Annotated in this window: 14 protein-coding genes; 9 read left to right on the forward strand and 5 right to left on the reverse strand. The window is 73.6% G+C overall.

The window, feature by feature from the left end; translation table 11 throughout:
* Window positions 1-3: 3 nt before the first annotated feature.
* Together ACTWNK_RS25395 and ACTWNK_RS25400 are read right to left on the reverse strand one after the other, a co-directional pair.
* Window positions 4-660 (reverse strand): response regulator, encoded by a 657-nt coding sequence (locus tag ACTWNK_RS25395; protein WP_474307023.1) that lies wholly within the window; start codon window positions 658-660, stop codon window positions 4-6.
* A complete protein-coding gene (locus ACTWNK_RS25400) occupies window positions 657-1,877 on the reverse strand; it encodes a sensor histidine kinase (RefSeq protein WP_474307024.1) in 1,221 nt (406 codons plus the stop codon). Before ACTWNK_RS25400 ends, ACTWNK_RS25395 begins: the two co-directional genes overlap by 4 nt.
* A gap of 190 nt (window positions 1,878-2,067) precedes the next feature.
* Between ACTWNK_RS25400 and ACTWNK_RS25405 the strand changes: the two genes are divergently transcribed.
* Both ACTWNK_RS25405 and ACTWNK_RS25410 read left to right on the forward strand, forming a co-directional pair.
* Window positions 2,068-3,987, forward strand: coding sequence for an APC family permease (locus tag ACTWNK_RS25405; protein ID WP_474307025.1), 1,920 nt, complete (start codon window positions 2,068-2,070; stop codon window positions 3,985-3,987).
* Window positions 3,988-4,078: 91 nt separating this feature from the next.
* The gene (locus ACTWNK_RS25410) at window positions 4,079-4,873 is read left to right on the forward strand and encodes an MBL fold metallo-hydrolase (RefSeq protein ID WP_474307026.1); all 795 of its coding nucleotides are present in this window, start codon (window positions 4,079-4,081) and stop codon (window positions 4,871-4,873) included.
* Here ACTWNK_RS25410 and ACTWNK_RS25415 read toward each other — a convergent pair.
* On the reverse strand, window positions 4,863-5,369 hold the full coding sequence (locus ACTWNK_RS25415; protein WP_474307027.1) for a DoxX family protein: 507 nt from the start codon (window positions 5,367-5,369) through the stop codon (window positions 4,863-4,865). The genes ACTWNK_RS25410 and ACTWNK_RS25415 overlap by 11 nt on opposite strands.
* Before the next feature lie 185 nt (window positions 5,370-5,554).
* Between ACTWNK_RS25415 and ACTWNK_RS25420 the strand changes: the two genes are divergently transcribed.
* Entirely contained in the window at window positions 5,555-6,013 is a 459-nt protein-coding gene (locus ACTWNK_RS25420; protein ID WP_474307028.1) for a hypothetical protein, read from the forward strand.
* Window positions 6,010-8,565, forward strand: a complete 2,556-nt coding sequence (locus tag ACTWNK_RS25425) for a M48 family metalloprotease (protein ID WP_474307029.1) — start codon at window positions 6,010-6,012, stop codon at window positions 8,563-8,565. The genes ACTWNK_RS25420 and ACTWNK_RS25425 overlap by 4 nt, the downstream gene beginning before the upstream one ends.
* Here ACTWNK_RS25425 and ACTWNK_RS25430 read toward each other — a convergent pair.
* Window positions 8,558-9,664 carry a TetR/AcrR family transcriptional regulator gene (locus ACTWNK_RS25430; RefSeq protein ID WP_474307030.1) on the reverse strand — a complete coding sequence of 369 codons (1,107 nt, stop codon included), beginning with the start codon at window positions 9,662-9,664 and terminating at the stop codon, window positions 8,558-8,560. The genes ACTWNK_RS25425 and ACTWNK_RS25430 overlap by 8 nt on opposite strands.
* Window positions 9,665-9,760: 96 nt before the next feature.
* Here ACTWNK_RS25430 and clpX point away from each other — a divergent pair, with 96 nt between their 5' ends.
* The gene (gene clpX / locus ACTWNK_RS25435) at window positions 9,761-11,047 is read left to right on the forward strand and encodes an ATP-dependent Clp protease ATP-binding subunit ClpX (RefSeq protein ID WP_474307031.1); all 1,287 of its coding nucleotides are present in this window, start codon (window positions 9,761-9,763) and stop codon (window positions 11,045-11,047) included.
* A gap of 4 nt (window positions 11,048-11,051) precedes the next feature.
* Here clpX and ACTWNK_RS25440 read toward each other — a convergent pair whose 3' ends face one another.
* Window positions 11,052-11,519, reverse strand: a complete 468-nt coding sequence (locus ACTWNK_RS25440) for a pyridoxamine 5'-phosphate oxidase family protein (RefSeq protein WP_474307032.1) — start codon at window positions 11,517-11,519, stop codon at window positions 11,052-11,054.
* A gap of 96 nt (window positions 11,520-11,615) precedes the next feature.
* On the opposite strand from ACTWNK_RS25440, the gene ACTWNK_RS25445 reads away from it, so the two are divergent.
* From ACTWNK_RS25445 to ACTWNK_RS25460, 4 genes are all read left to right on the forward strand, one after another.
* Entirely contained in the window at window positions 11,616-12,584 is a 969-nt protein-coding gene (locus tag ACTWNK_RS25445) for a helix-turn-helix transcriptional regulator (protein WP_474307033.1), read from the forward strand.
* 102 nt (window positions 12,585-12,686) lie between these two features.
* A complete protein-coding gene (locus ACTWNK_RS25450; protein ID WP_474307034.1) occupies window positions 12,687-14,891 on the forward strand; it encodes a HelD family protein in 2,205 nt (734 codons plus the stop codon).
* A gap of 114 nt (window positions 14,892-15,005) precedes the next feature.
* Window positions 15,006-15,362, forward strand: coding sequence for a hypothetical protein (locus ACTWNK_RS25455; protein WP_474307035.1), 357 nt, complete (start codon window positions 15,006-15,008; stop codon window positions 15,360-15,362).
* Window positions 15,359-15,529, forward strand: coding sequence for a hypothetical protein (locus ACTWNK_RS25460; RefSeq protein WP_474307036.1), 171 nt, complete (start codon window positions 15,359-15,361; stop codon window positions 15,527-15,529). The genes ACTWNK_RS25455 and ACTWNK_RS25460 overlap by 4 nt, the downstream gene beginning before the upstream one ends.

Here is a 15,529-nt window from a genome sequence, read left to right on the forward strand (position 1 = left end):
CGCCTACGGCGGGACCAGGCCCAGCTCGTAGGCCATGATCACGAGCTGGACCCGGTCCCGCGCCCCGAGCTTGGTGAACAGGCGCGAGACGTGGGACTTGGCGGTGGCCACCGAGATGTGCAGCTCCTGGGCGATCTCGGTGTTGGAGCGGCCACGCCCGACGAGCGTCAGCACCTCGCACTCGCGCTCGGTGATGCCGTCGACCGGACGCGGCACGCGCTCGCCGCCCGCGGGCCCCCGCCCGGCGAACTCGGCGATCAGGCGGCGGGTCACGGCCGGAGCCAGTAGCGCGTCGCCCGCCGCGACCACGCGGATCGCGGCCAGGATGTCGTCGAGCGCCATGTCCTTGACCAGGAAGCCGCTGGCCCCCGCCCGGAGGGCGCCGTGGACGTGCTCGTCCTCGTCGAACGTGGTCAGCATCAGCACCCTGGTCGCAGCCCTGGCCCCGACGATGCGGCGGGTGGCCTCGATGCCGTCCATGTCCGGCATCCGGATGTCCATCACCACGACGTCGGGGGCGTGCTCGGCCGCCAGCCTGACGGCCTGCGAGCCGGTCGCGGCCTCGCCCACGACGACCAGGTCCGGGTGGTCGGCCATGAGCACGCGCAGGCCGGATCGCACCAGGGGCTGGTCGTCGGCGAGCACGACCCTGATCGTCATCGGCCCTCCGCCTCGCCGGGCTCGGGCAGCGGGAGTCGTACCTCGACCAGGAAGCCGCCTTCGGGGCGCGGGCCCGCGCTGAAGTGGCCGTCGAGCAGGGCGGCCCGTTCGCGGATGCCGACCAGGCCGAAGCCGACCGCGGGAGCGGCCCCCGTGCCGCCGGTCCCGTCGTCGGCGATCCGCAGGGTGAGCTCACGCGGCCCGTAGCCGACCTCCACCGTGCAGCGGCCGGTCCCGGCGTGCCGTACGACATTGGTCAGCGCCTCCTGCACGATCCGGTAGGCCGAAAGGTCGATCTCGGCGGGCAGGGCGCGCCGCTCCCCCGAACGGCTCACCTCGGCCCGCACGCCCGCGTCCGCCGTGATCGCGACCAGCACGCCGATGTCGTCGAGGCCGGGCGAGGGCCCGAACCGCGCCTGCTCGGCCGAGCCTGCCTCGTCGCCGGGCCCGCGCAGCGCGCCCAGGGTGCGCCGCAGGCCGGACAGGGTCTGCCTGCTGGTGGCCTCGATGTTGCGCAACGCGGCCCCGGCCTCGGCCGGTTGGGTCTCGATCACCCTGCTGCCGACGCCCGCCTGGATGGCGATGCTGCCGATGTCGTGTGCGACCATGTCGTGCAACTCCCTGGCGATCCGCAGCCGTTCGGCGGTCACCGCCTCGGCCACCTCCTGCGCGCGCAGCGCCACCGCGTGCGCGCGGCGCTCACGGCTCACCAGGGCGGCCGAGCAGGCGGCGGCCATCGCCAGCACGACGATCACCGCATTGGTCACCAGGTCGCCGTGGTCGGTGAAGCCGCCGACGACCACGAGTTGCACGACGGCCGAGACGGCGACCGCAGCCGCCGACACCCGGCTCCCCCGGGTGGCGACGACGACCGCGAGCACCAGGTCGGCGGCGAGGAAGGCGAGGAACTCCCCCTGCAGCGCGGTCCCGGCCCCGGCGAGGCCCGGGTCGGCGGGCCCGGCCACCAGGACGGTGGCACCGGCCAACGTCAGCGCGAGCGCGAGGAGCGGCGCGCGCCGCGTGACACCGGCGAGCAGGCCGAGGGCCAGCAGCGAGCCCAGGGCGTGGATCAGCCCCGCCTCCTGCGGGCCCGCCGTCACCAGCAGGCCGAGCGCGAGGAGGTAGGCGGCACTCCACAGGACGGACGTGACCCGGGTGCGGGCCGTGGGCGAGGGGCGCGGGCGAGGACGCTCCGCGACGGTCTGGGTGGCGTTCATGCCGCGACCCTAACCAGCGGCGTCGTGCCCGGTCATCGGCCCGTGGTCGTACATCCCCGGGACCGGGCCCGCCCATGATCGCCCGCACATCTTGACGTTTTCCTGACGCGGTCACCACACGGAAATCACCTTTGGCGTCAGTAGGGTCCCTCTCGTCTTTATGCGTAGTTGACGTGGGGGGTGGCCCGGGGTGGCCAACGGACGACAGGCGGCCGCCGAACCGGCCGGCACGGTGCGGACCTGGCTGTTGAAGGGCCTGCAGCGCGCCGACCCGGGCGCGCAGCACGAGCAGCCGCCCGACCACCAGCACCGGTGGTGGCAGGTCATGTGCCTGACCGGCGTGGACTACTTCTCCACACTCGGCTACCAGCCGGGCATCGCGGCGCTCGCCGCCGGCTCCCTCAGTCCGATCGCGACCGTGCTGCTCGTGCTGCTCACCCTGTTCGGCGCGCTGCCTGTCTACCGTGCGGTGGCCAAGGAGAGCCCGCACGGTCTGGGCTCGCTGTCGATGCTGGAGCGGCTGCTGCCCGGCTGGCGTGGCAAGCTGCTGGTGCTGTTCCTGCTGGGCTTCGTCGCGACCGCCTTCATCGTGACCATCACGCTGTCGGCCGCCGACGCGACCGCGCACATCCTGCACAACCCGTTCGTGCCCGAGGTGTTCGGCACCTGGCAGGTCCCGGTCACACTGGCTCTGGTCGCGGCGCTCGGCGCGGTGTTCCTGGCCGGGTTCAGCGAGGCCATCTCGATCGCGGTCGTGCTGGTCGCGGTCTATCTGACGCTGAACGTCGTCGTGGTCGGGGTCGCGCTGCAACGGGTGATCGCCGGTCCCGAGCTGGTCACCGACTGGTGGAGCGCGCTGACGACCGCACACTCCAGCCCGATCGCGATGATCGCACTGGCGCTGTTCGTCATGCCGAAGCTGGCGCTGGGGCTGTCCGGGTTCGAGACGGGCGTCGCGGTGATGCCGCTGGTCAAGGGCGATCTGGCCCAGCGGGTCAAGGGCGCGCGCAAGCTGCTGACGACGGCCGCGATCATCATGAGCGGCTTCCTGGTCACCTCCAGCTTCGCCACCACCGTGCTCATCCCGCCCGCCGAGTTCGCCGAGGGCGGCGCCGCCAACGGCCGCGCGCTCGCCTATCTGGCCCACCTCTACCTGGGCGACTGGTTCGGCACCGCCTACGACCTGTCCACCATCGCCATCCTGTGGTTCGCCGGAGCCTCCGCCCTGGCCGGACTGCTGAACATCGTGCCGCGCTACCTGCCCAGGTACGGCATGGCGCCCGACTGGTCGCGTGCGGCACGGCCGATGGTGCTGGTGTTCACCGTGATCTCGTTCGGCATCACCGTGTTCTTCGGCGCCGACGTGGAGTCGCAGGGCGGGGCCTACGCGACCGGCGTGCTGGCGCTCATCCTGTCGGCCGCCGTCGCGGTCACGCTGTCGGCCTGGACCAACGGCAGGCGCCGGGCCGCGGTGCCGTTCGGGGTCGTCTCGCTGATCTTCGGCTATGCGACGGTGGCCAATATCATCGAGCGGCCCGACGGGCTGGTGATCGCCCTGCTGTTCGTGGTGGCGATCGTCATCACCTCGCTGGTCTCGCGTGCCACCCGGTCGACCGAGCTGCGTGTCACGCAGGTCACGATGGACGACCTGGCCAGGCAGTACATCAACCACTGCGGCGAGATCCACCTGATCGCCAACGAGCCGCACGCGCGTGACCAGCGCGAGTACGTCGACAAGGCGCGTGAGGCGTGGGAGCTGCACCGGCTGCGCACCGGCGAGGGGCTGCTCTTCCTTGAGGTCACGGTGCCCGACGCGTCGGAGTTCGCGGGCGAGTTGCGGGTCGTCGGGGAGGAGCGGCACGGCTTCCGGGTGCTGCGCATGGAGAGCTCCACGGTGGCCAACGCGATCGCCGCGCTGCTGCTCTACCTGCGCGACCAGACGGGCAAGATGCCGCACGTCTACTTCCACTGGGCGGCGGAGGGCAATCCGATCGGGGCCCTGCTGCGCTACCTGGTCTTCGGCGGCGGCGACGTGCCTCCGCTCACGCGGGAGGTGCTCAGGCAGGCCGAACCCGACACCGGGCGCCGCCCGATCGTGCACGTGGGCTGAGCGGCCTCGCCACCACGTGCCGTACGTGGTCCGCCCGGCCGGGCGGGTGGGGAGGATGGGCACAGGCGTCAGGCACAAGAGGAGGCGGCGCATGGAGCGGATCCGTGTCACCCATATCGGCGGTCCCACCGTTCTGATCGAGGCGGGGCCGTGGCGGCTGCTGACCGATCCGACGTTCGACCCGCCGGGCCGTGCCTACTCCTTCGGCTGGGGCACCGGCTCGCGCAAGACGGCGGGCCCGGCCGTACCCGTGTCCGGTCTGCCGCCGATCGACGCGGTGCTGCTGAGCCACGACCAGCACGCCGACAACCTGGACGAGGCGGGCCGTGCGCTGCTGCCTTCGGCGGGGGTGGTGCTGACGACTCCCGCCGGCGCCGGGCGGCTGGGCGGCGGCGCGGTGGGGCTGGCGCCCTGGCGGAGCACGACGCTGCGCGCGGAGGGCAGGCCGCCGATCGAGGTGACGGCCACGCCCGCGCGGCACGGCCCGCCGCTCAGCACGCCGATCACCGGGCACACGACCGGCTTCGCCCTGAGCTGGGCCGGCCAGCGTCACGGCGTGGTGTGGATCTCCGGCGACACGGTCGTGCACGCGGGCGTGCGGGAGGTGGCCAGGCGGCTGAAGGTGGGCACGGCGCTGCTGCACCTGGGCGGGGTGCGCTTCCCGATCACCGGGCCGGTGCGCTACTCGATGACGGCGGCACAGGCGATCACGGCGGTCGAGCTGCTTCGGCCGCGTACGGTGCTGCCGGTGCACTACGAGGGGTGGCGGCACTTCCGGCAGGGGCGCGACGCCGTCGAACGCGAGCTCGCGCGGACGGCGGCGGAGGATGTCCGCCGCCGTTTCCACTGGCTCGCGATGGGCCTGCCGTTCGAGCTCACCCCCTGACGGCTGCCGCCTCGCGCCTGGCCGCGAACGGCCGGGGCGACAGGCGGGTGGCCCAGAGGGCGACGCCGATGTAGAGCACCTGCTCGGGCACCCGCCGCAGCAGCGGGGTCACCTCGCCCCCGTTGAAGGGCACCTGCGCGACGGCCGCGTAGACGTTGGCGGGCAGCAGGGCGACGAACAGCAGCGCGAGCGCGACCCCCGCCGCCCAGCGTGTCCTGGCCAGGACCAGCCCGGCCGCGCCGAGGAGTTCGAGCACGCCGGTCAGATAGACCATGACGTCGGGCGCGGGCACGATCGGCGGCACCATGCGGACGAGGTCGCCATGGTTGGGCATGACCGTGACGCTCTCCGGTACGAAGTGCGCGCTGGCCGTCATGACCAGCATGACGGCCAGGCCGTGCGCGGCGGCGGCGGGCCAGGTGGCGAAGCGGGCGACGCCGAACGCGCCGAGCGCACGGAAGCCCAGCAGGGCGATCAGCAGAACGACCACGGTCATGGTCTTCCCCCTTTGGATAGTGCCACTATCTAGCACTGGATAGCGCCACTATCCACCCGAGCGCCTCTCTTGTCAAGAGGCTGGGACACCAAGGGCGCGCAAGCCGTCGCGCCCCGGAAAACGGGCACATAGAGTCACAGACGAAGATCCGTCGCCACCCTGCCCAGGCCCCCGGGAGCACAACGGTGAGCACAGACCTGATCGGCGATCAGCGCGCCCTGATCCGCGCACTCGTGGCCGAGTTCGCCCCGCAGGAACTACCCGACTTCGACCTCATGACCCAGGTGCGTTTCGCCGCGCCGGGCGCCGTCCGCAGGGCCGGGCGGGCACGCGAGGAGCCGGGCGCCGCCGCCGTCGACCTGGGCGATCCCACCCTCACCAACCTGCTGTGGGGAGTCGTCGGCGGACTGGCGACGGAGATGCTGCTCGTCGGCACCAGGAACGGGCGCACCAGGCTCAGGCGATGGCTGCACGCGCGCAGGCGGCACCGGCCGGACGACCCGTTGCCCGAGGCGCACGACCCGGCCGAGCTCGAACGCCGCCTGCGGGAGGACCTGGAGCGTGCCGGACGACAGGACGCCGCCGCCATCGCCGCGAGCGGCGCCAGTCGCTGGGCCCGCCGCGAGTGGACCCCGCCCGAGTGACGGCGTGGGGGCACGCGCCGATCGGCCGCCCCGGCAATCCGTTCCTGCTGCCCGCCGCCACCACCTCGCGCTTCGTCCTGCTCATCACCTTCGTCGTCTCCAGCACGGGATCGACGTTCGACCAGGTCGCGGGCGGCACGCACGGCTGGCGTGCGGCCTACGCGCGCTGCGACGCCGCCGCCGACGCGGGCGCGCAGGGCCCGGACCCGATCGGCGAGGTGGCGGACCGCTACCTGTCGTGCCTGCACACGGTGGCGCTCGGCCGGGCGCTGGCGGCGCTCGGCGCGGTGACGGCGCTCGCCCTGGCGATCGCCGTGCTGTACCTGCTACGACCGGCGCTGACCATCCGATGGCAGCACCTGGTGCCCGCCGACCCGGTGACCCACGCGGGCCCGCTCGCGACCGTGCGGGACCTGGCCGCACGCGAAGGGCTGAGCCGCACACCCGTGCTCCTGCTCGACGTCAACAGGGCGGCGCCGGGCGGCAGGGCGTTCGGCGCCCTCGGCCGCCACTACCTCAGGCTCAACATCGGCACCCTGCATCGGGCCAGGCGCTCGGGCGACGGGCGTGAGCTCGAAGGCGTGATCCTGCACGAGCTGGCCCATCTGCGTAACCGCGACGTCGGCGTGAGCGGCCTCACCCTGGCCGCCCTGTGGGTCTACGCCGTCCTGGTCTGCCTCCCGCTGCTGGCGCACGCCGCCCTGGCCGATCCGGCGAGGCTGCCGGGCGAGGCGCTGCGCGTGGGGCTGTCGCTGCCGCCGGTCGTGCTGCTCGCGGCGGCCGTGCTGCGCTCGCGTGAGCACTACGCCGACGTGCGCGCGGCGATCGGCGGCGCGCTTCCCCTCCTGACGGGCGCACGGACGCCTCGGCGCTTCGCCCTGCTGCCCCTGCACCCGGCCGACGCGAGCCGGACCACCGTCGTGCGCGCCCCCGTCAGGCTGCTGCGCTGGCCCGCGTTCGAGGCGCTCGGCGCGGGGCTGGCGACCGGGCTCGGCCAGCCGCGCCTGCGGGAGATCGTCGGGCTGCTGCTGGGCACGGCCGAGCGCCAGGCGGACCAGATCGCCACGCTCGTCTACGCCGTCCCGGTGGCGGCCGTCATGCTCGCGGGCGCCTACCGGGCGACGGTGGCCGCGATGATGACCGGCAGGCGGGCGCCCACCGCGCTCGCGCAGGGCGTCGCGCTGGCCGCGGGGCTGCTGCTGGGCCTGGCCGGGTCCGGCACGACACGGACGCCGTGGGTCGTGGCGATGGCGGGCGCGCCGCTCACCGCACTGGCCATGGCGGCGGCGCTGGCCGCGATGTGCGTGCTGTTCGCCCGGTGGCTGGTGGTCTGCGCGACCGTCTGGGTGCCGCTGGCCCGTGGGCGCACCCTCCTGCCGGTGTACGCGGGCGCGCTCGTGCCCGCCGCGCTCGTCTTCGGCCTGGTGCTGCCCGGGTGGCTGGACGCGGCCTTCGTCGCCATGGGGCTCGACCGGATCGACTACGGGGCGTTCATGCTGTTCGCGACGCTGTTCGACGGCGCGGTGACGACCGTGTTGCTCGCCGCCCTGGCCTACGTGATGGCCTCGTGGTTCAGGTACCGGCCCGACGGGCTGGGCAGGCGGCTCTACCTCGACACGCCTCATCCGTACGCGCTCCCCGTCACCAGGGTCAGGCCGCTTGCCGTGCTCGCGGCCTGTCTGCCGCCCGTGGTGGCGTGCGTGGTCGCCGAGGTCGTCACGCCGCAGCCGCTGCTGCTCGTCCTGCTGAACGAGGTGGGCGCGACGGCGGACGGCTACGCCTACGACGTGCTGCTGGCCCAGCTCACCGTCGCCGTGATCGTCATCGCGCTGCTGCAGCTGGTCGCCGCCGTCGTGGTCGCGGCGGTCACGGGCGGCAGGCCCGGCGGGCTCGGACCGGTGCACGCCGCCTGCGCCTCGGTCGTGAGCACGCTCGGGTGCCTGGCCGTCGTGCTGTGGATCCCGCTCGGCCTGACGTGCGCGCCCGATCGGGGAGGCTGCGACCTGTCGGAGACGGGCATCCAGCTCGCCACCGTCGTGCTGGCGTCGCTGGCCTTCGGCCTGACCGTCGGTGTGGCCGGGGCCGGGCTGATCGCCGCGATCCGGGTGCCGGCCGACCTGGCGCGGGGCGCGGGGCCGGGCTGGGCCTACCCGGTCGCGCGCCGCCCGGCCGCCTGGTGCCGCCGTGCTCTGGCCGGCCTCGCCGTACTGGCCGCGCTCGGGTGGGTGGCCGGGGTGACGCCCGCGTGGCTGGGCCATCAGGGTTTCGTCCAGCGGCCGGGCCTCGCCTCCGACAGCGCCGCCGCGCGGGTGCCGCCGCCGGGCCCGCCAGGCACGGTGGCCGCCGTGACGGCGTGCCGTATCCGGCAGGTGCTGACCTTCGGGCCCGAGAACTATGTCGCCTGGGCGGAGAACTTCGCCAGGCTCGCCGCCACCGACCGGCCGTTCCTGGTGGCGGTCGGCAGGGCGGGCTACCCGCTGGCCCGCGACGCCAGGGCCGATGACAGGGTGTTCGGCACCGCCGCCCGGCTGTACTGCCAGCGCGTCACCTGACGCTTCCGCCCGGTGCCCGCGTGACCTGTGCGGCGGCGTGGCAGGCGCCCCTGCCGTGGGCGCGCAGCACCACCCGGCCGCCCTCGATCCTGGCCGCGGCCTCGCCGTCAGGCCCGGCGCAGGCCAGGCCCGCCGCCTCGGCCACGGCCGCGCCCCGCTCGTCGCAGACCACGCGGATCGGCGGCCACGCCGGAGGCGGCAGGGACGAGCGCCGCAGGCAGCCGCGCAGATGGGCCAGGACCAGCCGGGTCAGGGCGACGAGTTCGGCGTGCTCGCCCGTCCCCGCGACGAGCGTGACGACGCCGCCGGGCGCGGCCCTGACCGCCTCCTCGACGGCCTCCAGACGCAGCGCCCCGAGCACCGCGACCACGCCGTCGCCGTCGGGCCTCAGCCTCTCGCCGCTCACCAGGTCGTGCACGTGCGGCGGCTCCCACGCGTCGTCGCACGACTCGGCGCGCGGCGTCCAGGGTGCGACCAGCCAGTCGTCGTCGAGGTCGAGCCCGGCCAGCCGTTCGCAGGCCGAGGCGATGGTGAACGGCTCGAGGAAGCCGGGCGCCGACGAGGCGAGCTGGCCCGCGCCGTACAGGGTGGTCAGGACGGTCTGGGCCAGGCGGACGAGCCGGCCGCGTGGCAGGTCGGCGGCGGGCAGCCGTTCGAGGGCGAGGCCGAGCAGGACGGCCTGGAGCTGGACGAGCTGGGCGAAAGGCCCCCTGAGCCGTTCCTCGGCCATGATCTCGGGCAGCAGGTCCATGCCGACGCGGGCCTGGCTCGGCCGCTCGTCGGTGGCCAGCGGCAGCGTGGCGAGCCAGGCGCGGGCGAAGGCCCCGAGCGTGCGCGCGCCGAGCGCGGGCGCGCCGGCGGCGGGTACGGCGAGCGCCTCACGGTCGGGGCGCTCGGCGAGGTCGGCCAGGACGGCGAAGTAGAGGGCGCGCTTGCCGGGGAAGTTGGAGTACACCGCGCCCCGGGTGAATCCGGCGCGCTCGGCGATGTCGTCGATCCTGGCCTCGCGGAATCCGCGCTCGGCGAACTCGGCTCTGGCCGCGCTCAGCACGGTGGCTCGATTGCGCTCCTGGAGCTCCGCTCGGGTGAGCCGGGCCATCTTCCTCCTCGCCGCGGGACGTTTGCCGCACGTCCGCATCCAAGATACCGTGACCATCTGGATGATGGGATCATCTGAAATGAGGGGACGTTTCGAGTGGCACGCATCGGTGGCGGCGACCTGCTGAAGTGCACGTTCTGCGGCAAGAGCCAGAAGCAGGTCAAGAAGCTCATCGCGGGCCCCGGGCGGATCTGCATCTGCGACGAATGCGTCGTGCTGTGCAACGAGCTCATCGAGGAGGAGTTCAGCGAGGCCGCCGACGCCGCACCCGGCAGGCGGCTGCCGAAGCCGAAGGAGATCTACGACTTCCTCCAGGACTATGTCATCGGCCAGGATAACGCCAAGAAGACGCTGGCCGTGGCCGTCTACAACCACTACAAGCGCATCACCAGCGCTCATCCCGCCGTCGCGGGCGAGGAGCCGGTCGAGCTCGGCAAGTCCAACATCCTGATGATCGGCCCGACCGGGTGCGGCAAGACCTACCTGGCCCAGACGCTGGCCAGGATGCTCGACGTGCCGTTCGCCATCGTCGACGCCACTGCGCTGACCGAGGCCGGATATGTCGGCGAGGACGTCGAGAACATCCTGCTCAAGCTCATCCAGGCCGCCGACTTCGACGTCAAGAAGGCCGAGACCGGCATCATCTACATCGACGAGGTCGACAAGATCGCCCGCAAGAGCGAGAACCCGTCGATCACCCGCGACGTCTCGGGCGAGGGCGTGCAGCAGGCGCTGCTGAAGATCCTGGAGGGCACGGTCGCCGGTGTGCCGCCGCAGGGTGGTCGCAAGCACCCGCAGCAGGACCTGCTGCAGATCGACACCGGCAATGTGCTGTTCATCGTCGGCGGCGCCTTCGCCGGGCTCGATCAGATCATCGAGCAGCGCGTCGGCCGGAAGGGCGCCGGGTTCGGCGCGGCCCTGCGCACCCAGGAGGAGCGCGAGGCGCGTGACGCCTTCGCCGACGTGATGCCCGAAGACCTGGTCAAGTACGGCATGATCCCCGAGCTCATCGGCAGGCTGCCCGTCGTGTCCACCTTCCAGGCCATGGACCGCACGGCGCTGGCCCGCATCCTCACCGAGCCGCGCAACGCCCTGATCAAGCAGTACCAGAAGCTGTTCGAGATGGACGGCGTGGAGCTGGAGTTCGAGCCGGACGCCGTGCACGCCATCGCCGACCAGGCGCTGCTGCGCCGCACCGGGGCCAGGGCCACCCGGGCGATCCTGGAGGAGGTCCTGCTCAACGTGATGTACGACGTGCCGAGCCGCGAGGACGTCGCCCGCGTGGTGGTCAGCCGCGACACCGTGCTCGACAATGTCAACCCGACGCTGATCCCGCGCGAGCTCGGCGGGCACGACAGGCGCGCGGGCGAGCGCTCGGCCTGAGCGCTCAGACCACCCAGCGGCCCCGCGTCATGAGGTCGCGGCCCTTCAGCTCGTTCACCTCGCGCCAGGCCTGCACGCGCACCGGCGTGACGCGGAAGTAGAGGTAGGAGCCCTCGGCGTACTCCCGGGGATCGAAGCCGGTCTTGGCCGCGAACGCCTCGCCGGTCGCCTCGGACAGCTCCCTGGCCGGCAACGCGGTCACCTCGCCCTCCACCAGCACGACGTCGCGGGTCAGGCCGATCCCGAGCCGCACCGTGCGCCCGGCCACCAGGTTGCGTCCCGTCGGGCTAGCCGCGGGCGTCGACAGCAGCAGCGTGCCCACTCCCCCGGCCTCCTCCTCCCACAGGAACGACAGCGGCACCAGGTACGGGCCGTCGTCGCCCGCCGTGGCCACCCACAGGTCCACGTCGTGGCGGAGGCGGTGCAGAACGTCGAGTTTGCGCTGGGCCTGGCTGCGGGCCTGCTGGGTCATGGCGGTCGATCCTCCCGTGTGCGGACCCGCGCCATTATGGGCCCTGACCGGACGGCGCCCGCGTCACGGGGGGCGGTCGGCTGTCAGACTGGGGCCATGCTGGAGACCTCCGTACGGCTGTTGCGGCTGCTGGCGCTGCTGCAGGCCAGGCCCGGCTGGGCGGGGGCCGAGCTGGCCGAGCGGCTCGGCGTCACGACCAGGACCGTGCGCAGCGACATCGAACGGCTGCGCGTCCTGGGCTACGAGATCCGCTCGACGACCGGGCTCGGCGGTGGGTACCGGCTGGGCGCGGGGTCGGCGCTGCCGCCGTTGCTGCTCGACGACGAGGAGGCGGTCGCGGTCGTGGTGAGCCTGCACGCGGCGGCGGGCGGCTCGGTGACCGGCATCGAGGAGACGTCGCTGCGCGCGCTGGCGAAGCTGCAGCAGATGCTGCCCTCGCGGCTGCGCAGGCGCACCGAGGCGTTGCGCGAGGCGACCGTTTCGGTGGCGGGGCGCGGGCCGACGGTCTCGGCCGAGACGTTGTCGGCGGTCGCGGCGACGATCCGCGACCGCGAGCAGCTGCGTTTCGACTACCGCGACCACGACGGCTCGCAGAGCGCACGCGCGGTCGAGCCGCACCGCCTGGTCTACGCGGGCCGCCGCTGGTACCTGCTGGCGTGGGACCCCTCGCGCTCCGACTGGCGTACCTTCCGGGCCGACCGCATCACCCCGCGCACCCCCAACGGCCCGCGTTTCGCCCCGCGCACGCCGCCGAGCGACGACGCGGCCACCCATGTGCTGCGCGGTGTGTCCTCGCGGGCGTGGCGGCACCCGGCGAGGATCCGGCTGCACGCGCCCGCCGAGACGATCGCCGAGCGGCTGCCCGCCATGGCCGGGGTGCTGACCTCGCTGGATGAGAACACCAGCGAGCTGGAGACGGGCGGCGAGACCCTGCGCGACATCGCGGCCTTCATCGGCTCGCTCGACATCGCCTTCACCGTCGTGGACCCGCCCGAGCTGCGCGACCTGCTCCTGGCCCTGGCCGCACGCTACACGGCAGCGGCCTCACCCGTCGTCGATCCCTGAGGCGGGCACTGGCCATCGCCGGGGGTGGTCGGGTAACGTGGGTATCTTGTGTGCCATTTGGCAGGCCAACACAGACCTCTCGTTAAGGATGGTACCCCAAAGATGCGATCCCGTCAAGGCGAGCGTGAGGCGATCAAGGAGGAGCAGGCCGCCGTCACCCGCCTGTACGGCAGGCTCGACGCGACCAGGCGCGAGGCCACCGCGGCGTTGCGCGCCGTACACGCCCAGGCGGGACCGGGCGGCACCCTGCAGGCCAGGCACGAGCGCCAGGTGAGCGAGGCCGAGCGCCGCAGGCGGCTGGCCGCCCTTGAGGCAGTGGAACGCGGCCTGGCCTTCGGCCGCATCGACGAGCGCGGCGGCGAGCGGCTCTACATCGGCAGGATCGGCCTGCGCGACGCCGATCACGAGTCGGTGCTGGTCGACTGGCGGGCGCCCGCCGCCCGGCCCTTCTACCTGGCCTCCCCCGCCGAGCCCGGCGACCTCCTGCGGCGCAGGCACCTGCATCTGCACGGCAGGCGCGTGGTCGGCCTCGACGACGAGGTGTTCGACCTGGAGGGCATGCCGGAGAGCGAGCGGCGCACGCTGACCGGTGAGGCCGCGCTGCTGGCGTCGCTGCGCAAGGGCCGCACCGGCGTCATGAGTGATGTGGTGGCCACCATCCAGGGCGAACAGGACAGGGTGATCCGCTCGGCGCTCGGCGGCGTCCTGGTCGTCGAGGGCGGTCCCGGCACCGGCAAGACGGTCGCCGCACTGCATCGGGCCGCCTACCTGCTCTATGCCCATCGCGCGACGCTGGAGCGCAGAGGTGTGCTGGTCGTGGGGCCCAACGCGGCCTTCCTGCGTTACATCGGCAGGGTGCTGCCCTCGCTCGGCGAGAGCCAGGTGGTGCTGAGCACGGTGGGCGAACTGCTGCCCGGCGTGCAGGCGAGCGAGCACGACGCAGGCGCCACCGCGACGGCCAAGGGCGACTCCCGTATGGCCGCCCTGCTGGCCTCGGCCCTTCGCGAGCGCTGCCGGGTGCCCGAAGGCGACCTGGTCGTCACCGCCGACGGCCTGCGCCTGACCGTCGCGCACGAGGTGTGCGCCCGTGCCCGCGAGCAGGCCCTGGCCGTACGGCTGCCGCACAACATGGCGCGCAAGCTCTATGTGACCCGGATGCTGCGCGCCCTGGCCCTGGCGGAGGCCGCGCTGCTGGAGCGGCCCCTTGAGCCGGGCGATCTGGAGTGGTCGGCCGGCGCGCTCTGGGCGCAGCCCGAGGTCGTGGCCGCGCTCGACGCGCTCTGGCCGGAGCTGACGCCGCAGGACCTGCTGACCTGGTTGCTGGCCGCACCCGACGCCCTGCGGCGCGCCGCGCCCGAGGGGTTCGACTGGCGGCCCCTCGTGCGGCCGCTCCCCCGTACCTGGACGGTGGAGGACGTGCCGCTGCTCGACGAGGCCGCCGAACTGCTCGGCCTCGACGACTCGGCCGAACGCGCCGGGCGGCGGGCGGCCGAGCGCGAGGCCGAGCGGGAGCGGCGATACGCCCAGGGCGTGCTGGAGTTCACCGGCCTGGCCGATGACGAGATGATGGCCGCCGACACGCTGGCCGCCAGGCACGACGACGGCGGCGACGACCTGGGCACGGCCGAGCGCGCCGCCCGCGACCGCACCTGGGCCTACGGGCACGTCATCGTGGACGAGGCGCAGGAGCTGTCGGCGATGGCCTGGCGCGCGGTCATGCGCCGGGTGCCCGCCAGGTCGCTCACGGTGGTCGGCGACCTGGCGCAGACCGGCTCGCCGGCCGGGGCGTCCTCGTGGGCGCAGGTGCTCGACCCGTATGTGGCGGGCCGCTGGCGGCTCGAGTCGCTGCGGGTCGGCTACCGCACGCCCGCAGAGATCATGCGCGTGGCCGCAGGCGTGCTGGCCGCCGTCGCGCCCGAGCTGCGGGCGCCCGAGCCGGTGCGCGAGAGCGGCGTCGCGCCGACGGCCGTCCGGGTCGCGCGCGAGCGGGCCGTGCCCGAGCTGGCGGCGCTGGCCGCCGCCGAGGTCGCCGCGCTCGGCGGCGACGGCCTGGTCGGCGTGCTGGTGCCCGACGCCCTGCTGCGGGAGGCCGAGGCCGGTGTGTCCTCGCCTGCCCGGGTGCTGACGGTGACGCAGGCCAAGGGGCTGGAGTTCGACAGCGTGCTGCTGGCCGACCCCGCGTCCGTCCTGGCCCAGTCGGTCAGGGGCGGCCACGACCTGTACGTGGCGGTGACGAGGGCGACCCGCCGCCTGACCGTCGTGCACTGGTCCGGCCTGCCGCCGATGCTGGAGCGCACCCTCGGTTGACAACGACGTACGCATTTGTTTAGGACAGCCTTATGTAAAAGTCAGTCCCTGTGCCGCGATGTCGCCGCACAGCAGTCAGCAAGCCATGCGTACGCCGTGCGCCTGGGAGCTGCCATGTCCCCCGATCCTGGCTCCGCCCTGTTCGAGGTCGTGCTGCGCACGCGGCTGGCCGAGCACCTCGGGCGGCTGCCGCTCGGCGAGGTGCAACGGCTGGGCGCGGGCACGGTCAAGAAGATCGTCCAGGACGACGTGCGCGCCCTGCACGTCGCGGTGGCCGACTCGGTGCCGCTGGCCGGGTTCGGCGTCGCACAGCCGCTGGCCGCCCTGCTCCTGGCCCCGATCGTGATGATCGGCATGCGGCTGGCGATGCGCGACCACGCCGAGACGCGCACGTTCCACGACGGGGCCTCCTCCTTCCGGCGGTTCGCGGCGCGCGTGCACGACTTCACCGCCGCCACTGCGACGAGGTGACGGCCTCGCTCGACGCCGGTACCGGGCAGGCGGTGCTCGACCTGCTGGCCGGACTGTGCGCGGAGCGCGACCTGGCGATCCTGATGATCACGCACAGCCCGGCCGTCGTGCGCTTCCTCGCCGACGACGTCATACGGCTGGGCCGGCCCGGCGGACGACAGGTGTGA

It is taken from the genome of Nonomuraea sp. IBHARD001 (genome assembly GCF_056106265.1).

Coding starts and splice junctions, on each gene's coding strand:
- ACTWNK_RS25395 (WP_474307023.1), bottom strand. CDS start 660: ATGACGATCAGGGTCGTGCTCGCCGACGACCAGCCCCTGGTGCGATCC.
- ACTWNK_RS25400 (WP_474307024.1), bottom strand. CDS start 1,877: ATGAACGCCACCCAGACCGTCGCGGAGCGTCCTCGCCCGCGCCCCTCG.
- ACTWNK_RS25410 (WP_474307026.1), top strand. CDS start 4,079: ATGGAGCGGATCCGTGTCACCCATATCGGCGGTCCCACCGTTCTGATC.
- ACTWNK_RS25415 (WP_474307027.1), bottom strand. CDS start 5,369: ATGACCGTGGTCGTTCTGCTGATCGCCCTGCTGGGCTTCCGTGCGCTC.
- ACTWNK_RS25430 (WP_474307030.1), bottom strand. CDS start 9,664: ATGGCCCGGCTCACCCGAGCGGAGCTCCAGGAGCGCAATCGAGCCACC.
- ACTWNK_RS25440 (WP_474307032.1), bottom strand. CDS start 11,519: ATGACCCAGCAGGCCCGCAGCCAGGCCCAGCGCAAACTCGACGTTCTG.
- ACTWNK_RS25445 (WP_474307033.1), top strand. CDS start 11,616: ATGCTGGAGACCTCCGTACGGCTGTTGCGGCTGCTGGCGCTGCTGCAG.
- ACTWNK_RS25450 (WP_474307034.1), top strand. CDS start 12,687: ATGCGATCCCGTCAAGGCGAGCGTGAGGCGATCAAGGAGGAGCAGGCC.
- ACTWNK_RS25455 (WP_474307035.1), top strand. CDS start 15,006: ATGTCCCCCGATCCTGGCTCCGCCCTGTTCGAGGTCGTGCTGCGCACG.